This is a genomic window from Myxococcus sp. AB025B, assembly GCF_006518215.1.
Taxonomy (GTDB): domain Bacteria; phylum Myxococcota; class Myxococcia; order Myxococcales; family Myxococcaceae; genus Myxococcus; species Myxococcus fulvus.
In genome coordinates this window covers 1-18,223 of the sequence record NZ_SRLW01000205.1, presented here as the reverse complement: position 1 = coordinate 18,223, position 18,223 = coordinate 1, and the positions used below count along the sequence as shown (strand labels likewise).

19 protein-coding genes are annotated in these 18,223 nt (G+C 68.1%); 9 read left to right on the top strand and 10 right to left on the bottom strand.

The window, feature by feature from the left end; genetic code table 11:
• Both FL311_RS45415 and FL311_RS28805 read right to left on the bottom strand, forming a co-directional pair.
• On the bottom strand, positions 1 to 1,681 hold a 1,681-nt coding region (locus FL311_RS45415; protein ID WP_228557142.1), incomplete at its 3' end, for a serine/threonine-protein kinase.
• Between the two features lie 201 nt (positions 1,682 to 1,882).
• The gene (locus tag FL311_RS28805) at positions 1,883 to 3,961 is read right to left on the bottom strand and encodes a S46 family peptidase (protein WP_141330029.1); all 2,079 of its coding nucleotides are present in this window, start codon (positions 3,959 to 3,961) and stop codon (positions 1,883 to 1,885) included.
• Between the two features lie 107 nt (positions 3,962 to 4,068).
• On the opposite strand from FL311_RS28805, the gene FL311_RS28800 reads away from it, so the two are divergent.
• Positions 4,069 to 5,211 carry a triacylglycerol lipase gene (locus FL311_RS28800; protein ID WP_194869405.1) on the top strand — a complete coding sequence of 381 codons (1,143 nt, stop codon included), beginning with the start codon at positions 4,069 to 4,071 and terminating at the stop codon, positions 5,209 to 5,211.
• Here FL311_RS28800 and FL311_RS28795 read toward each other — a convergent pair.
• The gene (locus tag FL311_RS28795) at positions 5,186 to 6,706 is read right to left on the bottom strand and encodes a PLP-dependent aminotransferase family protein (protein WP_228557141.1); all 1,521 of its coding nucleotides are present in this window, start codon (positions 6,704 to 6,706) and stop codon (positions 5,186 to 5,188) included. The two genes, FL311_RS28800 and FL311_RS28795, sit on opposite strands and share 26 nt — an antisense overlap.
• Positions 6,707 to 6,829: 123 nt before the next feature.
• Between FL311_RS28795 and FL311_RS28790 the strand changes: the two genes are divergently transcribed.
• Positions 6,830 to 7,267: a rhodanese-like domain-containing protein gene (locus FL311_RS28790; RefSeq protein ID WP_141330026.1), complete on the top strand. Its 438-nt coding sequence runs from the start codon at positions 6,830 to 6,832 to the stop codon at positions 7,265 to 7,267.
• A 7-nt stretch (positions 7,268 to 7,274) separates the two neighbouring features.
• Here the strand turns inward: FL311_RS28790 and FL311_RS28785 are convergent, their stop codons facing one another.
• Entirely contained in the window at positions 7,275 to 8,372 is a 1,098-nt protein-coding gene (locus FL311_RS28785) for a TonB C-terminal domain-containing protein (protein WP_141330024.1), read from the bottom strand.
• Between the two features lie 268 nt (positions 8,373 to 8,640).
• On the opposite strand from FL311_RS28785, the gene dps reads away from it, so the two are divergent.
• From dps to FL311_RS28755, 6 genes are all read left to right on the top strand, one after another.
• Entirely contained in the window at positions 8,641 to 9,249 is a 609-nt protein-coding gene (gene dps, locus FL311_RS28780) for a DNA starvation/stationary phase protection protein Dps (RefSeq protein ID WP_255510368.1), read from the top strand.
• Between the two features lie 104 nt (positions 9,250 to 9,353).
• Positions 9,354 to 10,217: an SDR family oxidoreductase gene (locus tag FL311_RS28775; RefSeq protein ID WP_194869404.1), complete on the top strand. Its 864-nt coding sequence runs from the start codon at positions 9,354 to 9,356 to the stop codon at positions 10,215 to 10,217.
• Positions 10,214 to 10,831, top strand: a complete 618-nt coding sequence (locus FL311_RS28770; protein WP_141330020.1) for a glutathione S-transferase family protein — start codon at positions 10,214 to 10,216, stop codon at positions 10,829 to 10,831. The genes FL311_RS28775 and FL311_RS28770 overlap by 4 nt, the downstream gene beginning before the upstream one ends.
• 58 nt (positions 10,832 to 10,889) lie before the next feature.
• Positions 10,890 to 12,332, top strand: a complete 1,443-nt coding sequence (locus FL311_RS28765) for a YdiU family protein (protein WP_141330018.1) — start codon at positions 10,890 to 10,892, stop codon at positions 12,330 to 12,332.
• A gap of 46 nt (positions 12,333 to 12,378) precedes the next feature.
• A complete protein-coding gene (locus tag FL311_RS28760) occupies positions 12,379 to 12,927 on the top strand; it encodes a hypothetical protein (RefSeq protein ID WP_141330016.1) in 549 nt (182 codons plus the stop codon).
• Positions 12,924 to 13,349, top strand: a complete 426-nt coding sequence (locus FL311_RS28755; RefSeq protein WP_141330014.1) for a B-box zinc finger protein — start codon at positions 12,924 to 12,926, stop codon at positions 13,347 to 13,349. The genes FL311_RS28760 and FL311_RS28755 overlap by 4 nt, the downstream gene beginning before the upstream one ends.
• Positions 13,350 to 13,399: 50 nt before the next feature.
• Here FL311_RS28755 and FL311_RS28750 read toward each other — a convergent pair whose 3' ends face one another.
• The 3 genes from FL311_RS28750 to FL311_RS28740 all read right to left on the bottom strand — a co-directional run bounded on the left by FL311_RS28750 (position 13,400) and on the right by FL311_RS28740 (position 14,878).
• Positions 13,400 to 13,687, bottom strand: coding sequence for a hypothetical protein (locus tag FL311_RS28750; RefSeq protein ID WP_141330013.1), 288 nt, complete (start codon positions 13,685 to 13,687; stop codon positions 13,400 to 13,402).
• 60 nt (positions 13,688 to 13,747) lie between these two features.
• Positions 13,748 to 14,158 (bottom strand): hypothetical protein, encoded by a 411-nt coding sequence (locus FL311_RS28745; protein ID WP_141330011.1) that lies wholly within the window; start codon positions 14,156 to 14,158, stop codon positions 13,748 to 13,750.
• 150 nt (positions 14,159 to 14,308) lie between these two features.
• Positions 14,309 to 14,878 carry a DUF1629 domain-containing protein gene (locus FL311_RS28740; RefSeq protein WP_141330009.1) on the bottom strand — a complete coding sequence of 190 codons (570 nt, stop codon included), beginning with the start codon at positions 14,876 to 14,878 and terminating at the stop codon, positions 14,309 to 14,311.
• 305 nt (positions 14,879 to 15,183) lie between these two features.
• Between FL311_RS28740 and FL311_RS28735 the strand changes: the two genes are divergently transcribed.
• Positions 15,184 to 16,313 (top strand): IS3 family transposase gene (locus FL311_RS28735; RefSeq protein ID WP_228557140.1). Its coding sequence is split into 2 segments (ribosomal slippage): positions 15,184 to 15,469 and positions 15,469 to 16,313, totalling 1,131 coding nucleotides; the frame shifts between segments, so codons are not numbered across the junction.
• A 150-nt stretch (positions 16,314 to 16,463) separates the two neighbouring features.
• On the opposite strand, the gene FL311_RS28730 is transcribed toward FL311_RS28735, so the two are convergent.
• From FL311_RS28730 to FL311_RS28720, 3 genes are all read right to left on the bottom strand, one after another.
• Positions 16,464 to 16,850 (bottom strand): Imm21 family immunity protein, encoded by a 387-nt coding sequence (locus FL311_RS28730; protein ID WP_194869403.1) that lies wholly within the window; start codon positions 16,848 to 16,850, stop codon positions 16,464 to 16,466.
• Between the two features lie 166 nt (positions 16,851 to 17,016).
• Positions 17,017 to 17,589, bottom strand: a complete 573-nt coding sequence (locus tag FL311_RS28725) for a DUF1629 domain-containing protein (RefSeq protein WP_141330005.1) — start codon at positions 17,587 to 17,589, stop codon at positions 17,017 to 17,019.
• A 3-nt stretch (positions 17,590 to 17,592) separates the two neighbouring features.
• A partial coding sequence (locus tag FL311_RS28720) for an AHH domain-containing protein (protein WP_194869402.1) occupies positions 17,593 to 18,223 on the bottom strand: 631 nt, incomplete at its 5' end.

Sequence of the window (18,223 nt, the reverse complement as noted above, 5' to 3'; positions counted from 1 at the left end):
GTTCGGGTGGAGGGGGAGGCTCCGCGACGGGAGGGCGCGCGACGACTCCGGGCTTCGGAGGGGAGACGCGCACCGACTTGCCGACGAGCCCCGACGCGGGTGCACGCGAGGGATCGACGGAAGGGTTGTCCGCGTCCTGCCCCGCGCTGCCCCGCTCGGCATCGGACGACTCCCTCGCGGCTTGAGCCGCCACGCCGCGCGCGGGACGCGTGGAGCCATCACCGCCATGCACCACGGCACCGAGTGGCGCGCGCGCCGGAGCCTCGGCTCCGTTCGCGGCACGTCCCGCGCCCTGCGCCGAAGCCTCCAGGCCACGGCCCGTCGCGACAGGCCCCTGCGCCGAGCGCGCCGACGCATCCGCCCCGTTCGCGTCTCGTCCCGTGCCATGCGCCTCGGCTCCGTTCGCGGCACGTCCCACGAGTCCCGCGCCCTGTGCCGAGCGCGCCGACGCATCCGCCCCGTTCGCGTCTCGTCCCGTGCCATGCGCCGAGCGCGCCAATGCATCCGCGCCGTTCGCCCCGCGTCCCGTTCCATGCGCGGAGGCCGCCACGCCATTCGGGGCGTGTCCGGTGCCCTCCAGCACGGCGCGAGACGACACCTCCTCGCGAGGAGCCTCCGCCGGCTTCGCGCGCGACGCCGCGTCCGCCTGCGGCCTCGAGGCCCGCCAGGGCGAGACCACCTGCGTCGCGGGCTTCGACGGCGGCGACGCGATGGGCCGAGGCTGCACGGTCGCCGTCGGCACCTGCGCCGCGGGCCGCACCACCACGGGCGCCGGCGCATCCGGTGACGGCGTCGCCGTGCGCAAGGGCGTCCCCGTCAGCGCCGCGATGAACGCGCTCACGTTCGGGAAGCGGTCCTCCGGGCGCTTCGCCAGCGCCTGCTCGATGGCTCGCACCACGTGCACCGGCGTCTGCGGCGCCACCTCCAGCAGCGGCTCCGGTGGATCATAGACGATGCGGTAGATGAGCTCCGGCAGGATGCCCCCGTCCTTGAAGGGCAGCTTGCGCGCGAGCATCTCGTACACCATGCACCCGAACGAGAAGATGTCCGTGCGCGGGTCCACCTCCCGGTTCTTCCCGGTGGCCTGCTCGGGCGCCATGTACTGCGGCGTGCCCAGCAGGATGGCGTCCTGCGTCTGCACCGTCTTCGAGTCGATGATCTTCGAGATGCCGAAGTCGAGCAGCTTCACGTGCTCCACCGACATCCCCCCGAGCTCCGTGGGCACCAGGAACACATTGCCGGGCTTCAAGTCCCGGTGCACCACGCCCGCCCCGTGCGCCGCCTGCAGCGCCGAGCCCATCTGCCGCGCGATGGAGAACACCTCCGGCAGCGTCAGCTGCGCGCCCTTGCGGATGCGCCGGGACAGCGGCATCCCCTTCAGGTGCTCCATCACCAGGAACGGCGAGCCGTCCGCCAGCGTGTCGAAGTCGATGACCTCCACGATGTTCGGATGCCCCAGCCGCGAGGCAATCTCCGCCTCCCGCCGGAAGCGCAGGTAGACCTCCTCCCCCAGGCTCGCGTCGTGCCGCAGCACCTTGACCGCCACGTGCCTGCCCGGCAGCCGCAGATGCCGCGCCAGGAAGACGGTCCCCATCCCTCCTCGGCCCAGCACGCCGGAGATCTCATACGTGTCCCGCAGGACCGTACCGAGCGGGATGTCATTCGTTGGCGAGGAGCCCATGGATGAAGCCGGCCTTCACACCGGAAACCTCATTCTATCCTGGAACCCCTGACATGCCTCGGCCAGTCATCAGCCACCAGCGCACGTCTCCGCCGAATTTCCGCAGGCACACTGCACCCCGAGGCGCCCTCGGCGGGGACACCTCGGGGTATCGACTTCTCACAGCTTGAGGAAGCCGAGAGGAAGCGTCCTGAATCCAACCTACCTCGCGGGTGGGGCCTCGACGTCGCTGGCGGCTTTCAGCTCGCGCACCACGCGGGCCGCGCCGTAGACGTGCTCCAGCGCGGCGAGGATGCCGTCCCCGTGCACCGCCACGGCGCGGTTCGTCTCGGGGACATAGGCGTAGCGCCCGCCGAGCGAGTGCAGGTTGCCGTCGAAGATGAGCCCCACCACGCGCCCGTCCCGGTCCACCACGGGCGAGCCGGAGTTGCCGCCGATGATGTCGTTGGTGGTGGCCATGTCCAGGGGCGTGGCGTCGGGCACCTTGCCCTTCGCTTTCATCCACGTGTCGGGCAGCTTGAAGGGCTCCTTGCCGGTGTGGCGCGCGTAGGCCCCGCCGAACGTCGTCAGCGACGCCACCGGACGGCCATTCTCCTCCCAGCCCTTCACCTGACCGGGGTTGAGGCGCAGCGTGAAGGTCGCGTCGGGGTAGCCCGAGGTGCCGTACACGGCGAGGTGCGCCTTGGCCAGCCGCTCGCCGTTGCGCTTGAGCACCGCCTCCACCGTGTCCTCGTAGCGCTTGCGCACCTCGCGTGCCGGGCCGTCCACCTTGCGCGCGAACAGCAGCATCGGGTCCTTGGACGCGTCCACCGCGGCCTTGCCACCCTCGAGCAGCGCCTTGCGCGTCTTCACGTCGCCCAGCTTCGTGCCGCGCACCAGCGCGCGGGCCAGCCCCTCGGGGGACTCCGTGCCGAGCACCTCGCGCACGAACGGGTCATCCGCGCCCAGGGTCTCCCGCAGCCGGCCCAGGCCGAAGGCGAGCATCGACTCGTCCAGTTCCAGCGCGATGGGCGCGCTCCTGAGCAGCTGCTGACGCAGGGACGGCAGCTGCGCGTCCGTGTACTCGCGCAGGCGCTCCGCGTTCGGCTTGCCCTGCTCCTCCGACAGACGCACCAGCTGCCGGGCGATGCCGAACAGCTCCGAGCCGTACGCGTCCCCCGCCTCCTTCATGCGGTACTCGGGCAGCATGCGGCGGTACGTGTCGAGCGCCTTCGCCGTCTCCTCCCACGCCCCCGCCGTGGCGGCCTTCACCTGGGGGTTGGCCTCCACGCGCCGGCGCAGCTCCGCCTCGTCCTCGCGCTTCTTCGCGAGCAGCGCCGGGTCCGCGAGCGCCTGGAGCCGGCCGCGCAGGGCCTTCAGCCCGTTCTCCACGCCGCGCAGCCTGGAGCGCGTGGTGCGGAAGCGCTCCGGCGACGTGCTCGCGTACTCCTTCAGCTTGCCGCGCACCTCCGCGAGCATCAGCAGCGTGTAGGGCAGGTTCACGTCGCGCTGGAACTCCAGCTCCGCGACGCTCGCCTTGCGCTCGGTGCCGCCGGGGTGGCCGGAGACGAAGACCAGGTCCCCGTCCTTCGCGCCCGTCTTCGCCCACGGCAGGTAGTCCGGGCTCTTCGCCGGCTGGTCGTCCTTCCACACGCGCAGGAAGGCCACGTCGTAGCCGAAGCGCGGGAAGTTGAAGTTGTCCGGGTCCCCGCCGAACGCCGCCATGGAGAACTCGGGCGCGAACACCAGGCGCACGTCCTGGAAGCGGCGGTACTCGTAGAGGTGATACTTGCCGCCGTTGAACAGCGTCACCACGTCACAGCGCACGTCCGTGGACGTGGCGCATGCGGACTCCACCGCGGACATCTCCTTCTTGAGCGCGGTGTTGAAGGCCGCGCCGGACAGGCCCTTGGTCGCCGTGTTCATCCGCTCGGTGACGTCCGTCATCTTCACCAGCTGGTTGGCCTCCACCTTGGGGCAGCGCCGCTCCTCGGCGGGCGTGCGGGCCTGGAAGCCCTTGGCCAGCAGGTCCTCCTTGGGCGAGGCCAAGTCCTCGATACATCCACGGATGCAGTGGTGGTTGGTCATCACCAACCCCTCCGGGGACACGAAGCTGGCGGAGCAGCCGCCCGCCAGACGCACCGAGCCGAGCCGGACCTTGTCCAGCCACGCCTGGGTCGGCGTGAAACCATGGGCCTTCTTCACCGCCTCCACGGGGAAGGCGTCGTAGGTCCACATGCCCTCGTCCGCCACGGCGGGCAGCGACAGGAGCAGGCCAAGTGCGAGCAGTGCACGGTCCACGGGTGTTCATCCTTCTGGAAGTCGAGTGAGAAAGGCGCCGCACAACGCCCGCTCGGCGGCAGCATTCCCGAGGGGAATCACGCGGCGCGTCAGGTATGGTGGAGGCAATGGCCGCGAAGCACCACATCTATCTCGTCCCCGGTTTCTTCGGGTTCATCAATCTGGGCGAGCTCGTCTACTTCGGACACGCGCTCGACTACTTGAAGGCGGAGCTGGCCCGCCGGGGCATGACGGACTCGGAGGTCACCATCGTCCTGTCCCATCCGACGGCGTCCATCCGCACGCGCACCGCGGACCTGCTCAAGGTGGTGCAGGAGACGGCCGGTGGGGACGACGGGCCCATCCATCTGGTGGGGCACTCGACGGGCGGGCTGGACGCGCGGCTGTTCGCGAGCCCCGGCGCGCAGCTGGCGGAGGGCCTGGAGCTGGAGCCGTTCGCACGCAGGGTGCGCTCGGTGGTGACGGTGTCCACGCCGCACGCGGGCACGCCGCTGGCGTCGTTCTTCCTGGGGCTGTTCGGTCAGCGGCTGTTGAAGCTGCTGTCGCTGTTCACGGTGTACGTGCTGCGCTTCGGCCGGCTGCCATTGCGGGTGGTGTTCCGCTTCGGGCACCTGATGGCACGCGCGGATGACCAGCTCGGCTGGAAGCAGACGCTGCTGGACCAGCTCTACGACCAGCTGTTGGGGGACTTCTCCTCCGAGCGGCGCGACGCGGTGTCGAAGTTCCTGAGCGACGTGGGCAACGACACGTCGCTGATTCCGCAGCTCACGCCGGAGGGCATCGACCTGTTCAACGCGAGCACCGTGGACCGGCCGGGCGTGCGCTACGGCTCGGTGGTGACGCAGGCCAGGCCGCCGTCCTTGCGCACGCGTGTGTCCGCGGGCCTGGACCCGTACGCGCAGCTCACGCACACCATCTACGCGTTCGTGTATGGGCAGACGCAGCGCATGCCGCTGACGGCGCTGCCGTTGCACTCGCCCGCGCAGACGGCGGCGCTGGTGCAGGCGTATGGCGCGATGCCGGGGCCCACGGCGTGTGACGGCATCGTCCCCACGCGCTCGCAGGTTTACGGACGCGTGCTCGCGGCGGTGAGAGCGGACCACCTGGATGCCATCGGCCACTTCGACCAGCCCGCGCACCAGCCGCCACACGTGGACTGGCTCATCTCCGGCTCCGGCTTCCGTCGGCCCCAGTTCGAGGCCACCTGGAAGAGCATCACCGACTTCATCTTCGAGGACGAGGCGCGCTGAGGTGAGGTGACGCCTCGCTCTCCGCGAGCAGTGGGACCAGCTCCCGGACGGCGGCGCGGAGGCCGGCGGGACTCGCCCCCGAGAACCCCAGCACCAGGCCCTGCTGCCGCTTGCGCCCAAGGTAGAGCGGCGAGAGCCGACGAGCCCCCAGGCGCCTGGCGTCCATCCGCTCGACGAGCGTCGAATCCTCACATTCCCCTGGCAGCAACGCGGTGAGATGCATCCCCGCCTCCGCCGCGCCGGGTCGAAGGCTGGGATTGCCTTCACGCCGCAACGCATCCAACAGGGCCTCGCGTCGCTCCGAGTAGACCTGCCGCATGTGCCTCAAATGGGTGACGTAGTGGCCTGAGTCCATGAAGTCCGCCATCGCGGCCTGCGGCAGCGTGGGCGTGTGTCCCTCCGTCGAGGCGCGCGCCGCGGTGAAGGGCTCCACCAACCCCTGGGGCACTACCAGGAAGGCCAGTCGCAGCGAGGGGAACATCACCTTGTTGAAGGTGCCCGCGTAGAGCACCCGCCCCGCGGCGTCCATGCCCTGGATGGCCGCCAGCGGACGCGTCGCGTGGCGGAACTCACTGTCGTAGTCGTCCTCGAGCACCCACATCCCCGAGGCTCGCGCGTGCTCCAACAACGCCAGTCGCCTCGGCAGGCTCATCGTCACGCCCAGCGGGTACTGGTGCGAGGGTGTGACGTACGCCAGCCGCGCCCTCGGCGCCCGCGTCCTGCCCGTGTCCACCTGGAGCCTCTGCGCGTCCACCGGCACCGGATGCAGCCGCGCACCCGCCGCGTCGAACGCCACGCGCGCTCCCAGATAGCCCGGCTCCTCCAGCCACACGCCGTCGCCTTCATCCAGGAGCAGCCGCGCCGTCAAATCCAGCGCATGCTGTGTGCTGGAGAAGACCAGCACCTGACGCCAGTCACAGCGCACGCCGCGCGCGGGCCCCAGGTGCGCCGCGATGGCCTCGCGCAGGGGACGAAAGCCCGCGGGCTCACCGTGGAGCATCCGCTCCGGCCCCCACGCTCTCGCCTGCCTCGCGACGGCGCGCGCCCAGGCCTTCGCGGGAAACAGCTCCAGCGCGGGGAGACACGGCGTGAAGGGGCGCACGTCCCGTGCCTCGGGAGGGAGCATGTCACCCGCCATCCTCCGTCCCCGACGTGAGAGTCCAGCTCCCAGGGCTCGTGGCGCGCCACCTCGCGCAGGGGCGCTTCGAGGCGCGCGTGAATGCTCCGGCAGCGCGACGGTGCTCCCCGAGCCCACGCGCCGCTCCAGGAAGCCCTCGGCGTCGAGCTGCGCGAAGGCCTCCTCCACCGTGCCTCGCGAGAGCCCCAGCTCCCGGGCGAGCGTGCGCGTGGACGGCAGCCGACTCCGTGGCGCCAGCGTCCCCGAGAGGATGGCCTCGCGCAGCCGCTCGTAGAGCCGCCGATGCAGCGGGCCTGTCCCTCGACTCGAGTCCAGCATCAGGAAGGACAGGGGCACGCCCTGGGAGCGCTTCGGCATGCCCCCTCACGTAATCGGGCCTCGCGAAATGGTCCACTCCCGCGCATCGAAGTGGTGCTTTCCACTGGACCATCTGGGGCGCACTGTCCCGCGCATCACGCCCCACCGGCCAGGAGCCCTCACATGACCACGCCCTTCTCGTTCGTCCTCGAAGTCCCCGCCGCGTCACCGGAGGAGGCCCGTCGCCACTTCCTCGCGAAGCTCTCCGTGGAGACCGACTCCGCCGACGTGCACCTGGACCTGGAGCGCGGCAAGAAGGGCTTCGTCGTCGTGGACACCCGCTCGCCGGACGCCTATGCGGAGCGCCACATCCCGGGCGCGCGGAGCCTCCCCACGCGGAGCATCTCCGAGACCACCACCGCCGGCCTGAGCAAGGACGACGTCATCGTCACCTACTGCTGGGGCCCGGGCTGCAACGGCGCCACGCGCGCGGCCGCGAAGCTCGCCGCGCTCGGCTTCCGCGTGAAGGAGATGCTGGGAGGAATCGAGTACTGGGTGAAGGAGGGCTACGCCACCGAGGGCACGGCCCCCCAGGGCCAGCCCGTGTACGCGGAGCGCTGAGCCGTTCTCAGTACACGCCGATGAGGATGACCTTCACGCGCGGGTTGCCCACGTACTCCTCCAGGCGCCAGCGGCTGCGCAGCCCGTCCGAGCGGAGCCCATGGCCCGACTCCGGGGGCGCGTCCGCGCTGGCCAGCGCCTCCTTCAGGTGCGCGACGGCCCACTGGTCAAACTTCGGGTCGCCAGAGCCCTCCAGCACGCGCAGGTCCACCAGCTCACCGTCGCGCGTCTGCCGAACCTCCACCACCGCGGCGAGCGCGAGGATGGGCTCGGTGACATCCACCATGAACATGTTCGCCGCGCGCCCCGCCTCCACGGCCGCCTGCATGCGGTTGCGCTCCTCGAGACGGCGGTCGCGCTTCGTCGCCACGTAGGGCGAGCCCGTCTCACCGAAGCGCTTCACCGCGTCCACCTGCTCGCGCTTCATCCGCGAGGCCAGCACCTTCAGGTCCGGCGACGGCGGGTTCACCAGCTTCTTGGCGAACCGGTCCTGGAGGTTCGTGAAGTAAGGATTCACCGCGCCACTCTCGGCGCGCGCCGAGGCCGCCGCGTCCGCCGCCCAGCCATCCACGCGCGCCTGGGCCTCCTCCGCCTGCTCGCGCGCAATCACGCTCGGGTCCGGCCCGGCGTCGCCGTTGTTGCGCAGCGTCCGCCCGGACTGCGACGGGCCCACCGGCATGCCGCCCACCCAGCCCTTGGGCATCAGTGAAATCGCAGGCCCGCTCGCGCGCGGAGCATCCGCGGGCAGCTCCTCGGAACCGGGCGCGTCCTCCCGCTTACCGCCACCGGGCGCCCGCGCGACCTGCGAGGGCTCCGTCGACGGCGAGGGCGGCGGCGTGGCGGGCGCTTTCGCGATGTCCGTCGGCGGACGCTCCGTCTTGCGTGGGGGCTTCGGCGGCTGCGGCGCGGTGGGGCTCGTCGCCGGAGCGGGCGTGGCCACCTGCCGCGGTGCCTTCATGGGCACGTAGACGATGTCCAGCTCCGTCACCGTCGCCGTCCGCCGCGCGGGCCCGGGTCCGCTCATCCGCGACAGCGCCACGAAGAGCGCCGCGTGCAGGAGCAGCGACAGGACGACCGCGATGGACCACGAGGAGCGCCGGGACACACCTGAAGTCTGCCTCCAGTGCCTCCCGAGAAGAAGCACTTCGCCGCTCGAAATGTCCGGCCCCGAGCCCCTACCCGGTCCCTCCCACGACGAAGGGGGCCTGGAGCCGCGTCATCGCGGCCCCTACGCGCGGACCTGTCTTCCAGGGAAACCCGCTCGGCGTGGAGCGCGCCTCGCGTTGGTCACGACGGGGCTGGCCGCCACGTGTCGTCAGGGGGACCGCCCGGCCGGCCGGCCGCTCTGCGGGCGTGATGGACCGCCATGGCGCATGTGGGAGGTCATCCCCACTCTTCGGAAAGCTTTCTGGAGGGAGCGCCAAACCATGAACTTTCCCAGCCATGTGAATGTCCCCAGTGAGAAGCGCGAGGAGATCATCGACCTGCTCAACACGCTGCTGGCCGACTCCATCGACCTGCACTGGCAGATCAAACAAGCGCACTGGAACATCCGGGGCACGCACTTCTACAGCCGCCACCTGCTCTTCGACGACCTGGCCAAGCACGCGCGCAAGCAGGCCGACGAGTTCGCCGAGCGCGCCGGCACCCTGGGCGGCTACGCCGAGGGCACCATCCGCCTGGCCGCCAAGAACAGCGAGCTGCCCGAGTACGACCTCAAGGCGGTGGAGAGCGAGGACCACCTGAAGGCCCTCGTCGACCGCTTCGCCCGCTACGCGGCCTCCATCCGCGGCGGCATCCAGCGCTGCGACGAGCTGGAGGAGCCCATCACCGTGGACCTGCTCACCCAGGTGCTCGGGGACGTGGAGCTGGACATGTGGTTCCTGGAGAGCCACCTCAACGGCGGCGCGCGCCCGGGCATGCGCCCCGGCAAGGGTGGCCGGGACGCCGGCGCCGAGCCCTCGCGCCCCACCAACGCCTGAGGCCGCGACAAGGGTCCTCCCTTCCACACGGGCCCGGCGCTTCCACGAGCGTCCGGGCCCGCGTCGGCATATAGAAGGCGTCCTCGAAATCCTGGGGACGTCATATGAGCGCCGAGACACGGATGGACGGGAAGGTGTGCCTCATCACCGGGGCCACCGGCGGTATCGGCCTGGAGACCTCGAAGGCCCTGGCCCGGCTGGGCGCCACCGTGGTGCTCGTGGGCCGTGACGCCACCCGCACCCAGGCCGCCGTGGACGCCGTCAAGGCGGAGGCGCCGGACGCCCGGGTCGACTTCATCCTCGCGGACCTGAGCTCGCTGTCCGCCGTGCGCGCGCTGGCGAAGGTGTTCCTCTCGCGCTACTCGCGGCTGGATGTGCTGGTGAACAACGCGGGGCTCATCATCGACCGGCGACAGGTGACGGTGGATGGGCTGGAGGCGACGTTCGCCACGAATCATCTGGCGCCCTTCCTGCTCACGAACCTCCTGCTGGACACGCTCAAGGCCAGCGGCGCCGCGCGGGTCATCAACCTGTCGTCGGACGTGCACTACATCGGCAAGCTGGACTTCGACGACCTGCAGAGCGAGCGCCGCTATGACGGCTTCCGCGTCTACGCCACGTCGAAGCTGGCCAACGTGCTGTTCACGCACGCCTTGGCGAAGCGGCTGGAGGGCACGGCCGTGACGACGAACGCGGTGCACCCGGGCGTGGTGCGCTCGGGGTTCGGGCACAACACGCTGGGCTTCTTCAAGTGGATCGTGAAGCTGGGCGGGCCGTTCTTCCTGTCGCCGGCCGGCGGCGCCAGGACGTCCATCTACCTGGCCACCTCGCCCGACGTGGAGAAGGTCTCCGGGAAGTACTTCGTCCGAAGCAAGAAGAGGAAGCCGTCCGCGGCCGCGCGGGACGACGCCCTCGCAGAGCAACTCTGGCGCGAAAGCGCGCGGCTCACGGGAGTCAGCACACCATGATTGACCTGTACACGTTCGCCACGCCCAACGGGCGCAAGGTCTCCATCGCCCTGGAGGAGCTGGGGCTGCCCTACACCGCGAAGTCGGTGGACATCTCCAAGGGCGAGCAGTTCAAGCCCGAGTTCCTGGCCGTCAATCCCAACAACAAGATTCCGGCCATCGTCGATGCGCAGGGGCCGGGTGGACAGCCCATCACCGTGTTCGAGTCGGGCGCCATCCTGCTGTACCTGGCGGAGAAGACGGGGAAGCTGATGCCCTCGGACCTGCGCGGCAAGGCGCAGGTGACGCAGTGGCTGATGTTCCAGATGGGCGGCGTGGGCCCCATGTTCGGGCAGCTCAACCACTTCGCGCGCTTCCACTCCTCGAAGATTCCCTACGCCATCGACCGGTACACGCAGGAGTCGAAGCGGCTGCTCAAGGTGCTCGACGGGCAGCTTGGCAAGGGTGACTACGTCGCGGGGGCGTACTCCATCGCGGACATCGCGCTGTACCCGTGGGTGGCGGGCTCGCAGAGCTACTTCCCGGAGCTGTTCGCGGGCCTGACGCGCGTGCCGCAGTGGCTCGCGCGCGTGGGCAGCCGCCCCGCCGTGCAGCGGGGCATGAAGGTCCCCTGAGTCGTCCTCCCGGGATGCGGCCGGACGACGGCCGCGTCCCCGCTTGTTGTCCTCCGTCATGCCCACGCTCGAACAACTCGTCTTCGACAACACCTACGCCCGCCTGCCGTCTGGATTTGGAGCGAGGGTGGCGCCCCGCGCCTTCCCGAACGCCCGGCTGTTGAGCGTGAACCCCTCGGCGATGCGGCTCTTGGGGTTGGAGCCGGAGGAGGCTCGGCGGCCTGAGTTCGTCGAGGTCTTCGGCGGTGGCAGGCCGCTGCCGGGCATGGAGCCCTTCGCCATGGTGTACGCCGGGCATCAGTTCGGCGTGTACGTGCCTCGGCTGGGGGACGGGCGCGCGCTGCTGCTGGGCGAGGTGCGCACGACGAACGGGGCGAAGTGGGATTTGCACCTGAAGGGAGGCGGGCCCACGCCGTTCTCGCGGGGTGGGGATGGGCGCGCGGTGCTGCGCTCGTCCATCCGTGAGTACCTGTGCGGTGAGGCGATGCATGGGCTGGGCATCCCGACCACGCGGACGTTGTGTCTGATTGGAGGGGATGAGCCGGTGTACCGCGAGGAGGTGGAGACCGGCGCGATGATTGTGCGGATGGCGCCCTCGCACGTGCGCTTCGGGACGTTCGAGTACTTCCACTACACGGAGCAGCCCGAGCAGGTGGCGCGGCTGGCGGACCACGTCATCGACGGGCACTTCCCGCACCTGTCCGGGGTGGAGGGGCGGTATGCGCGGTTCTACGCGGAGGTGGTGGAGCGCACGGCGCGGCTGGTGGCGCGATGGCAGGCGGTGGGCTTCGCGCACGGGGTGATGAACACGGACAACATGTCCATCCTGGGGCTCACGCTGGACTATGGGCCGTTTGGGTTCCTGGATGACTTCGAGCCGGGGTTCATCTGCAACCACTCGGACCACCGGGGCCGGTATGCGTTCGACCAGCAGCCGCGCATCGCGATGTGGAACCTGGCGTGCCTGGGTGAGGCGCTGCTGACGCTGATGACCGAGGACGAGGCCCGCGCGGCGCTGGGCACGTTCGAGCCGACGTTCAGCGCGCAGTTCCTGTCCTGGATGCGCGAGAAGCTGGGGCTCCAGGAGGCGCGCGAGGAGGACCGGGCGCTCGTGGGGGACTTGTTCTCGGTGATGGCCAAGGCGGCGGTCGACTACACGCGCTTCTTCCGGGCGCTCGGGCGGGTGGAGGAGGCGGGGGCGATGTTCGCGGACCGCGTGCCGTTCGACGCGTGGGCGGAGCGCTACCGGGCGCGGCTGGCGGCGGAGGGGAGCGTGGACGAGGAGCGCCGGGGGCGGATGGAGCGGGTGAATCCGCGGTATGTGCTGCGCAACTGGATGGCGCAGGCGGCCATCGAGCGGGCTCGGCAGGGGGATTATTCGGAGGTCGTCCGGTTGCTGTCCGCACTGGCGGATCCGTTCACCCAGCGCCCCGAGTACGAGGAGTACACGGTGGCGCCGCCTGCCTGGGGTCGGCACCTGGTGGTGAGCTGCAGCTCTTGAGGGGCTGGCTGGTGTTCGAGGGAAGCGGTGGATTAGAAGGACGGCCATGCGTCAGGTCGTCATTCCCAAGAACGAGCTCAGTGAGTTCGATTTGCCCCGGGTGTGCGTCATCACCGGGCAGACGGAAGGCATCACGTTCCAGCCGGTGAAGTTCGCGTACTACCCGCGCTGGCTGCTCATCTTCGCGCCGCTCGCGGCGGTCATCGTGCTGCTCATCGCGGCGCTGCTGACGAAGCGAGCGCAGGGGACGTTGCCGTTCAGCGAGGAGGGCTGGGCGCAGTGGAAGCGCGCGAAGCTCGTCTACGGGTTGTCGTTCCTGGGGACCATCGCCGTGTTGTTCGGCTCCATCTTCACGTTCGCCGGGAACGCGCGGACAGGGGGCTACCTGATGGTGGCGGTCCTGGTGGCCGTGCTCATCCCGGTGGTGGCGTACTTCGTGGCGGTGAAGGGGAAGGTGCCGCAGGCGCTGCGCATCGACGACCGGAACATCACGTTGCGGCTGCCCAGCGATGAGGCGGCGTCCGCCATCCTGAGGCACCTGCAGGCGGGACAGCTCTCGAGGGCGATGCCGGCTCGGGAGATGCGCTCGGCATGAGCGTGGAGGCACCGCCGGAGGGAGCGAGCTGCGCGGCGCATCCGGAGGCCGCGGCGAGCTGGGTGTGTCTGCGCTGTGGCACGTTCATGTGCCCGGCGTGCGAGCGTCGGGTGCGGCCGGAGGCTCGGCCCATGTGTCCGACGTGCTGGGATTTGCGCTCGCGCGTCGTGCCGGCGGCGGAGGGCACCAGCAAGTCGACGGTCATCACGGGCTTCGTCCTGGGCGTGCTGTCACTGCTCCCCTTCTGCTTCATCCTGCAGGCGGGCGCGGTGATCATGAACCTCGTGATGATGAGCCGCGTGGAGAAGACGCCCGAGCTCGCGAGACTGCGCTGGATGCCCATCGCGGGCCTCGCCTGCTCGGGACTTGGCTTCGCCATCACGCTGCTGGTCTGGCTGCTGGGGGGCGACCTGCGGGAATGACAGGATTTCGAGGCACAACCTCAGACCTCGCATTCACCAAACCTTCGAACCTAGGCAATGATTTTCGAGCCGATGCGCCGCAGCAGCGACGACAGCCACACCAGGCCATAGCTCACAGGCGCTTTCTGCCCGGACCCCATCTGCTGTAGCTCCGTCCAGTCGTCCGACAACTGCCCCATCGTGAAGTCGGCGGGCTCTTCGTAGACCGAGTACAGACGTTCTTCAGGGATGTTCCAGTAGAAGTCCTCAGGGAATTCGACCTCCAGATGTCCACGCTGTTCGAGGTGGTCGAACAGGCGGTTCGTCACGTGTCGAAGCTCAGCGATTTTGATCTTCATCCCTCAGACCTCGTCGAGGTCCACGCCCAGGGAGCCAAAAAGGCCCCAGAACTCGTCCTCTCACCAGAGTTCCAGCTTCAACTGCGACGCCTCGCGCAAACTCACCGCCTCCCTACCCCAGTAGGTACGCGTCGCACCATCAGCCATCAGTTCCTTCTTACATCGAGCCATGAGCCAAGAGGACCACGCCAGAAAGCCTGGAGATTTATCCACCTCCTTCTCTCCTTCGTAATACCGAGCCTTGAAAAACAGACGCCCCGGGCGCATCACGGAGTTGTTCACCCTACAAGGACTGAACTCAACGACTGGCGAGTCAGTCGAATCCACCCTGTAGAGATTCCTACCTGGAATCGGTTGAAATCGGACCTCAAGCGCGTCCACGACCCTGAGCAGGTAGACCATGCGGTCTTGCTCCGCGAGCACACCTTCAGCGTCGACAACACAAGGCGTCTCAGCCAGCCCCTTGACCACTCGGAATTCCTCTCCCGCACGAAGAACCGCCTCCAATGCCTTTACATCCATACCCGTAAGGCACACTGCCATTTGTCGTCCCACAAAGACCTCGTCGACTGCAAGAGCAGAATCGTTGGCAAAACTCGGCCACCTCTTGAGCTTCCTGGTTCAGACCTCGTCGAATCTGCATCCGAAGATGCCATTGGCCTCCAGCGCGTCCTTGAGGTCCTCATCGACGATGATGGGAGCGTGCCATCCCCAGGTCCGGAACACGCGAGCGTCGCCAACCTTCGCTTTGTCGATTCGCAACCTGGACACTGAACGGTACTCCCCGACCCGCTCCGTGTACTCGTCCGCGGTACGAATCTGGACCGCCGCGCATGCGGCGTCATCGATGCACCGGATCTCGCGAGCCACGTTGAGCAGGAAGAAAGGCCCAGCTTCTCCCTCGACGTCCACGGGAAAGAGCTGAATATCCTCGGGAGCCATCTGGCGGAACAGTGACGCGACCCGGTCACTGACAATCGGCGCCTGCCCTGCCCCCGCGGTCGTGAAGTCCAGTGAAGCCCCCGCTTGGTAGAGCGGGATGCGCAATCGCTCGGCCAGCTCGACCGGCTTCCCCTGGATGAACTGCCAGATGTCCTCGATTTCGTCTCCGGCGGGATTCTGAGGGTCCGACAGGTACCAACGGCCGGGCACGTATACGTCGATCTTCAAATCAAAGAAGCGGCGCCCCATGTGTCATCCCTCGATGTTCTTCAACACCAGCTTCCGGAGCCAACCGCCAGGGGTCGTCAGGTCCCGAGCAATCTCCGCCAGCTCGTCGACAAGCGACTCGGCGGGCTCCCAGCTTCCTTCTCGCGTTCACACAGTTAGCAAGAAAAACAATGAAGAATCGCTCCGACCTCCTTCACGTCATCCCTGACCACATAAGTCCTAACCAAAGAAGCTCCGCGCGGCGGCATGAACTCTGAAGTGGACCCCGTTTTTTGGACCACCCCCATCTTTGCGTTTTGAGCCGACTCCCACGTAGGAGAACGGCCATGAAGCAGAGGAACAAGAAGCGGTTCGACCCGGAGTTCAAGGCCCGCGTGGCGCTGGAGGCGCTGCAGGAGAAGGAGAGCTTGGCGCAGCTGGGGCGCCGGCACGGGGTGCACCCGGTGCTGGTGGGCCAGTGGAAGAAGCAGTTGCTGGAGAAGGCGGCCACGGCCTTCGCCTCGGAGGCCGCGGGGCGGGACGCCGAGAAGGTGCAGGACGAGTTGCTGCGGAAAATCGGCGAGCTGACGGTGGAGCGCGATTTTTTAGCGCGCGGGCTGCAACGCTCCCGCTGAGTGAGAGGCGAGCGATGGTGCAGCCCGGACTCGACACGCTCTCGGTGCGCAAGCAGTGCGACCTGCTCCAGGTGGCACGCTCGGGGCTCTACTACCAGCCCGTCGAGGTGAGCGCCGAGGAGCTCCAGCTCATGCGCCGCATCGACGAGCTGTACCTGGCGCGGCCCTTCTACGGCAGCCGCCGCATGACGGTGGTGCTCCAGCACGAGGGGCACGAGGTGAACCGCAAGCGCGTGCAGCGGCTCATGCGCATCATGGGCCTGGAGGGGATGGCACCTGGGCCGCACACCAGCCGGCCCCACCCGGAGCATCCCGTCTACCCGTACCTGCTTCGAGGGCTGGCCATCGTGAAGCCGGACCAGGTCTGGGCGGCTGACATCACGTACGTGCCGCTGGCGTACGGGTGGGCATACCTGGTGGCCATCATGGACTGGTTCAGCCGAGCGGTGCTGGCATGGCGCGTGTCCAACACGCTCTCGACGGACTTCTGCATCAAGGCCCTCGAGGAGGCCCTGCGCCACCATGGACCTCCCAGCATCTTCAACACCGACCAGGGGGCACAGTTCACGGACAAGGACTGGCTCGCGGTGCTCAAAGGGCAGCAGGTGCGCATCAGCATGGACGGCAAGGGCCGGTGCATGGACAACATCTTCGTCGAGCGGCTCTGGCGCAGCCTCAAGTACGAGGAGGTCTACCTCAACGCCTACGGCGACGTGCGTCAGGCCTGGGCGGGCGTGGGCCGCTGGCTACGCTTCTACAACCTCGAGCGCCCGCATCAGGCGCTCGGGTACCGCACGCCCATGCACGTCTACCGCACCGGCATCATCGAACACGCGGCGTGACTCCACAGAAATCCACAGCTCTCCACAGGTTACGAGTCTCCCCCCCCCCCCCTCGACACGACCACGACGACGACGTATCAACACACCATCACCTTCGGCTCAGACGCAAAGATGGATCGCCTCAAAGTGGTCCAGCCGATGGGGTCCACCTCACTCCACCATCACAGCACTCGAACCATCGGCGCCACTATCAAAGATTCCATAAACCTCATCACGCAGCCCGACACGGAGCGTCTCAAGCGCACTCAACTCATCGAGCTTCGCATGGAGCGCCACGTCCAGTAGTCGTTCTGTCGAAGGAGCGAACATCCAGCGAACAATCACTGGGCCTTCCGGGCGAGCAACAACCCCTGTCCGCAGAGGCTCATCTCCGAGAACCAGCACGTCCCCCCATTCACGACAGAGCAAGCCCAGGTAGTCCTCTATCCCGCATGCTTCTTCATAGTCGGCAGGAGTCCCTTTCCACTCAGCGATAACAGATCGCGGAATGACAACAAGGGGCCCACCCGCCGACTCGATCCACTCCGTGCTCGGCACGTCAGCCTTCCTTTCCACGCCCATGGCACCACTCACCCAGGCCCAGCAACTCCCGCTCCAGCAGCACCTCTATCGCCGACTGGATGCCTTACAAGCTCCATCTCCGCCAGCAGTTCCGCTTTCATCATGTGTCCAAGCTCAGTTCGGGACTCATGAACTTCCTGGCTCAGACCTCGTCGAACTTCACACCCAGGGAGCCCATGGATTCCAGAGCGTCCTTGATGGCTTCGTCGACGATGATGGGGATGCTGTATCCCCAGAGTCGAAATGCCCGAGCGACTCCGACCTTGGACTTGTCAATCCTCAGTCCCAGCACGGAGCGGTACTGCCCTGCCTTCTCGGGCATCACGTCCTCCTCCGTGAAGTACTGCACCGACTTGCAGGCGGCATCGTCGATACACCGCCTCTCGGTCCGCACATTGAGGAGGTAGTGAGGTCCAACCTCGTCTCCGACCTCGACCGGAAACAGCTGCACATCCTCGGAGGCCAGGTCCCGGAACACCGATGCCGCTCGCGCTCCAAGAACCGGCGTGAGACCCACTCCCGCAAAATCCATCTCCAAGGAGCACCCGGGACGCGACACGGGGATACGAAGCTTCTCCTGAAGCTCCAAGGAACGCCCTCGCCGGAATTGCCAGATGTCCTCGACCTCCGTCCCCTGGAGGTCCGTCGGGTCGTCGAGATACCAACGGCCCTTCACATAGACATCCAACGTCACGCTGAAGAAGCGCCGTTCCATGACCTACTCCCGAGCAGCCCCTGCAATGAGCTTTCGCAAGTCCGACCCCTCCCTTACGAGTTCCTTCGCGATCTTGGCAAGCTCCGCCACCAGGGCCATCCGGCACTGAACGACCCCGCGACAGTCCTGAGTCGCGAGGTTCAATCGACTGAAAACCTCTTCGTGATACGCGCGAGGATGTGGCCCCTTGTGGCCTCGAATCCGGACCAGATTGGCTGGGTCGTTGAGCGTCATGCCGGCCCGCTTGAAGAACTTCGTGAACGCAGGTGTCCAGGGGCCACCCGTCTTCTCCGAGACCTCGTTCTTATCCGTGCAGATGTGATGAACCTCACCCTCGGGGTCTCCCTGGATGACGCCCCCAGCCTGCGCGGAGGCGCCCGGCCCCATCGCCACGGCGGCGACCGCCGTCGGCGCGAGCGTCACGTTCAACACTCCGGCGGAGGCCACTGAAATCGCCTGGACCTCGCCGACCAGGGCCCCCGTGAGGAGGAACCCACCCTCCATCTGGGCCCGAGAAGCCGCGCGAGCGAAGCCCGGCAGCCTGGGCCCCTGCGCCGCCATCGCGCCCCTGCCGGTCAAGTCCCGAATCTTGTGTAGTTGGTTCGGAGGGGGTTCGGGGGAGGGAGGCTCCTTG

What these genes read in the sequence shown, in the direction of transcription:
- FL311_RS28770 (WP_141330020.1), top strand. Translation starts at nt 10,214, where the DNA reads ATGATTGACCTGTACACGTTCGCCACGCCCAACGGGCGCAAGGTCTCC.
- FL311_RS28725 (WP_141330005.1), bottom strand. Translation starts at nt 17,589, where the DNA reads ATGGAACGGCGCTTCTTCAGCGTGACGTTGGATGTCTATGTGAAGGGC.
- FL311_RS28790 (WP_141330026.1), top strand. Translation starts at nt 6,830, where the DNA reads ATGACCACGCCCTTCTCGTTCGTCCTCGAAGTCCCCGCCGCGTCACCG.
- FL311_RS28775 (WP_194869404.1), top strand. Translation starts at nt 9,354, where the DNA reads ATGAGCGCCGAGACACGGATGGACGGGAAGGTGTGCCTCATCACCGGG.
- FL311_RS28800 (WP_194869405.1), top strand. Translation starts at nt 4,069, where the DNA reads ATGGCCGCGAAGCACCACATCTATCTCGTCCCCGGTTTCTTCGGGTTC.
- FL311_RS28750 (WP_141330013.1), bottom strand. Translation starts at nt 13,687, where the DNA reads ATGAAGATCAAAATCGCTGAGCTTCGACACGTGACGAACCGCCTGTTC.
- FL311_RS28765 (WP_141330018.1), top strand. Translation starts at nt 10,890, where the DNA reads ATGCCCACGCTCGAACAACTCGTCTTCGACAACACCTACGCCCGCCTG.
- FL311_RS28795 (WP_228557141.1), bottom strand. Translation starts at nt 6,706, where the DNA reads ATGCCGAAGCGCTCCCAGGGCGTGCCCCTGTCCTTCCTGATGCTGGAC.
- FL311_RS28760 (WP_141330016.1), top strand. Translation starts at nt 12,379, where the DNA reads ATGCGTCAGGTCGTCATTCCCAAGAACGAGCTCAGTGAGTTCGATTTG.
- FL311_RS28755 (WP_141330014.1), top strand. Translation starts at nt 12,924, where the DNA reads ATGAGCGTGGAGGCACCGCCGGAGGGAGCGAGCTGCGCGGCGCATCCG.
- FL311_RS28740 (WP_141330009.1), bottom strand. Translation starts at nt 14,878, where the DNA reads ATGGGGCGCCGCTTCTTTGATTTGAAGATCGACGTATACGTGCCCGGC.
- dps (WP_255510368.1), top strand. Translation starts at nt 8,641, where the DNA reads ATGTGGGAGGTCATCCCCACTCTTCGGAAAGCTTTCTGGAGGGAGCGC.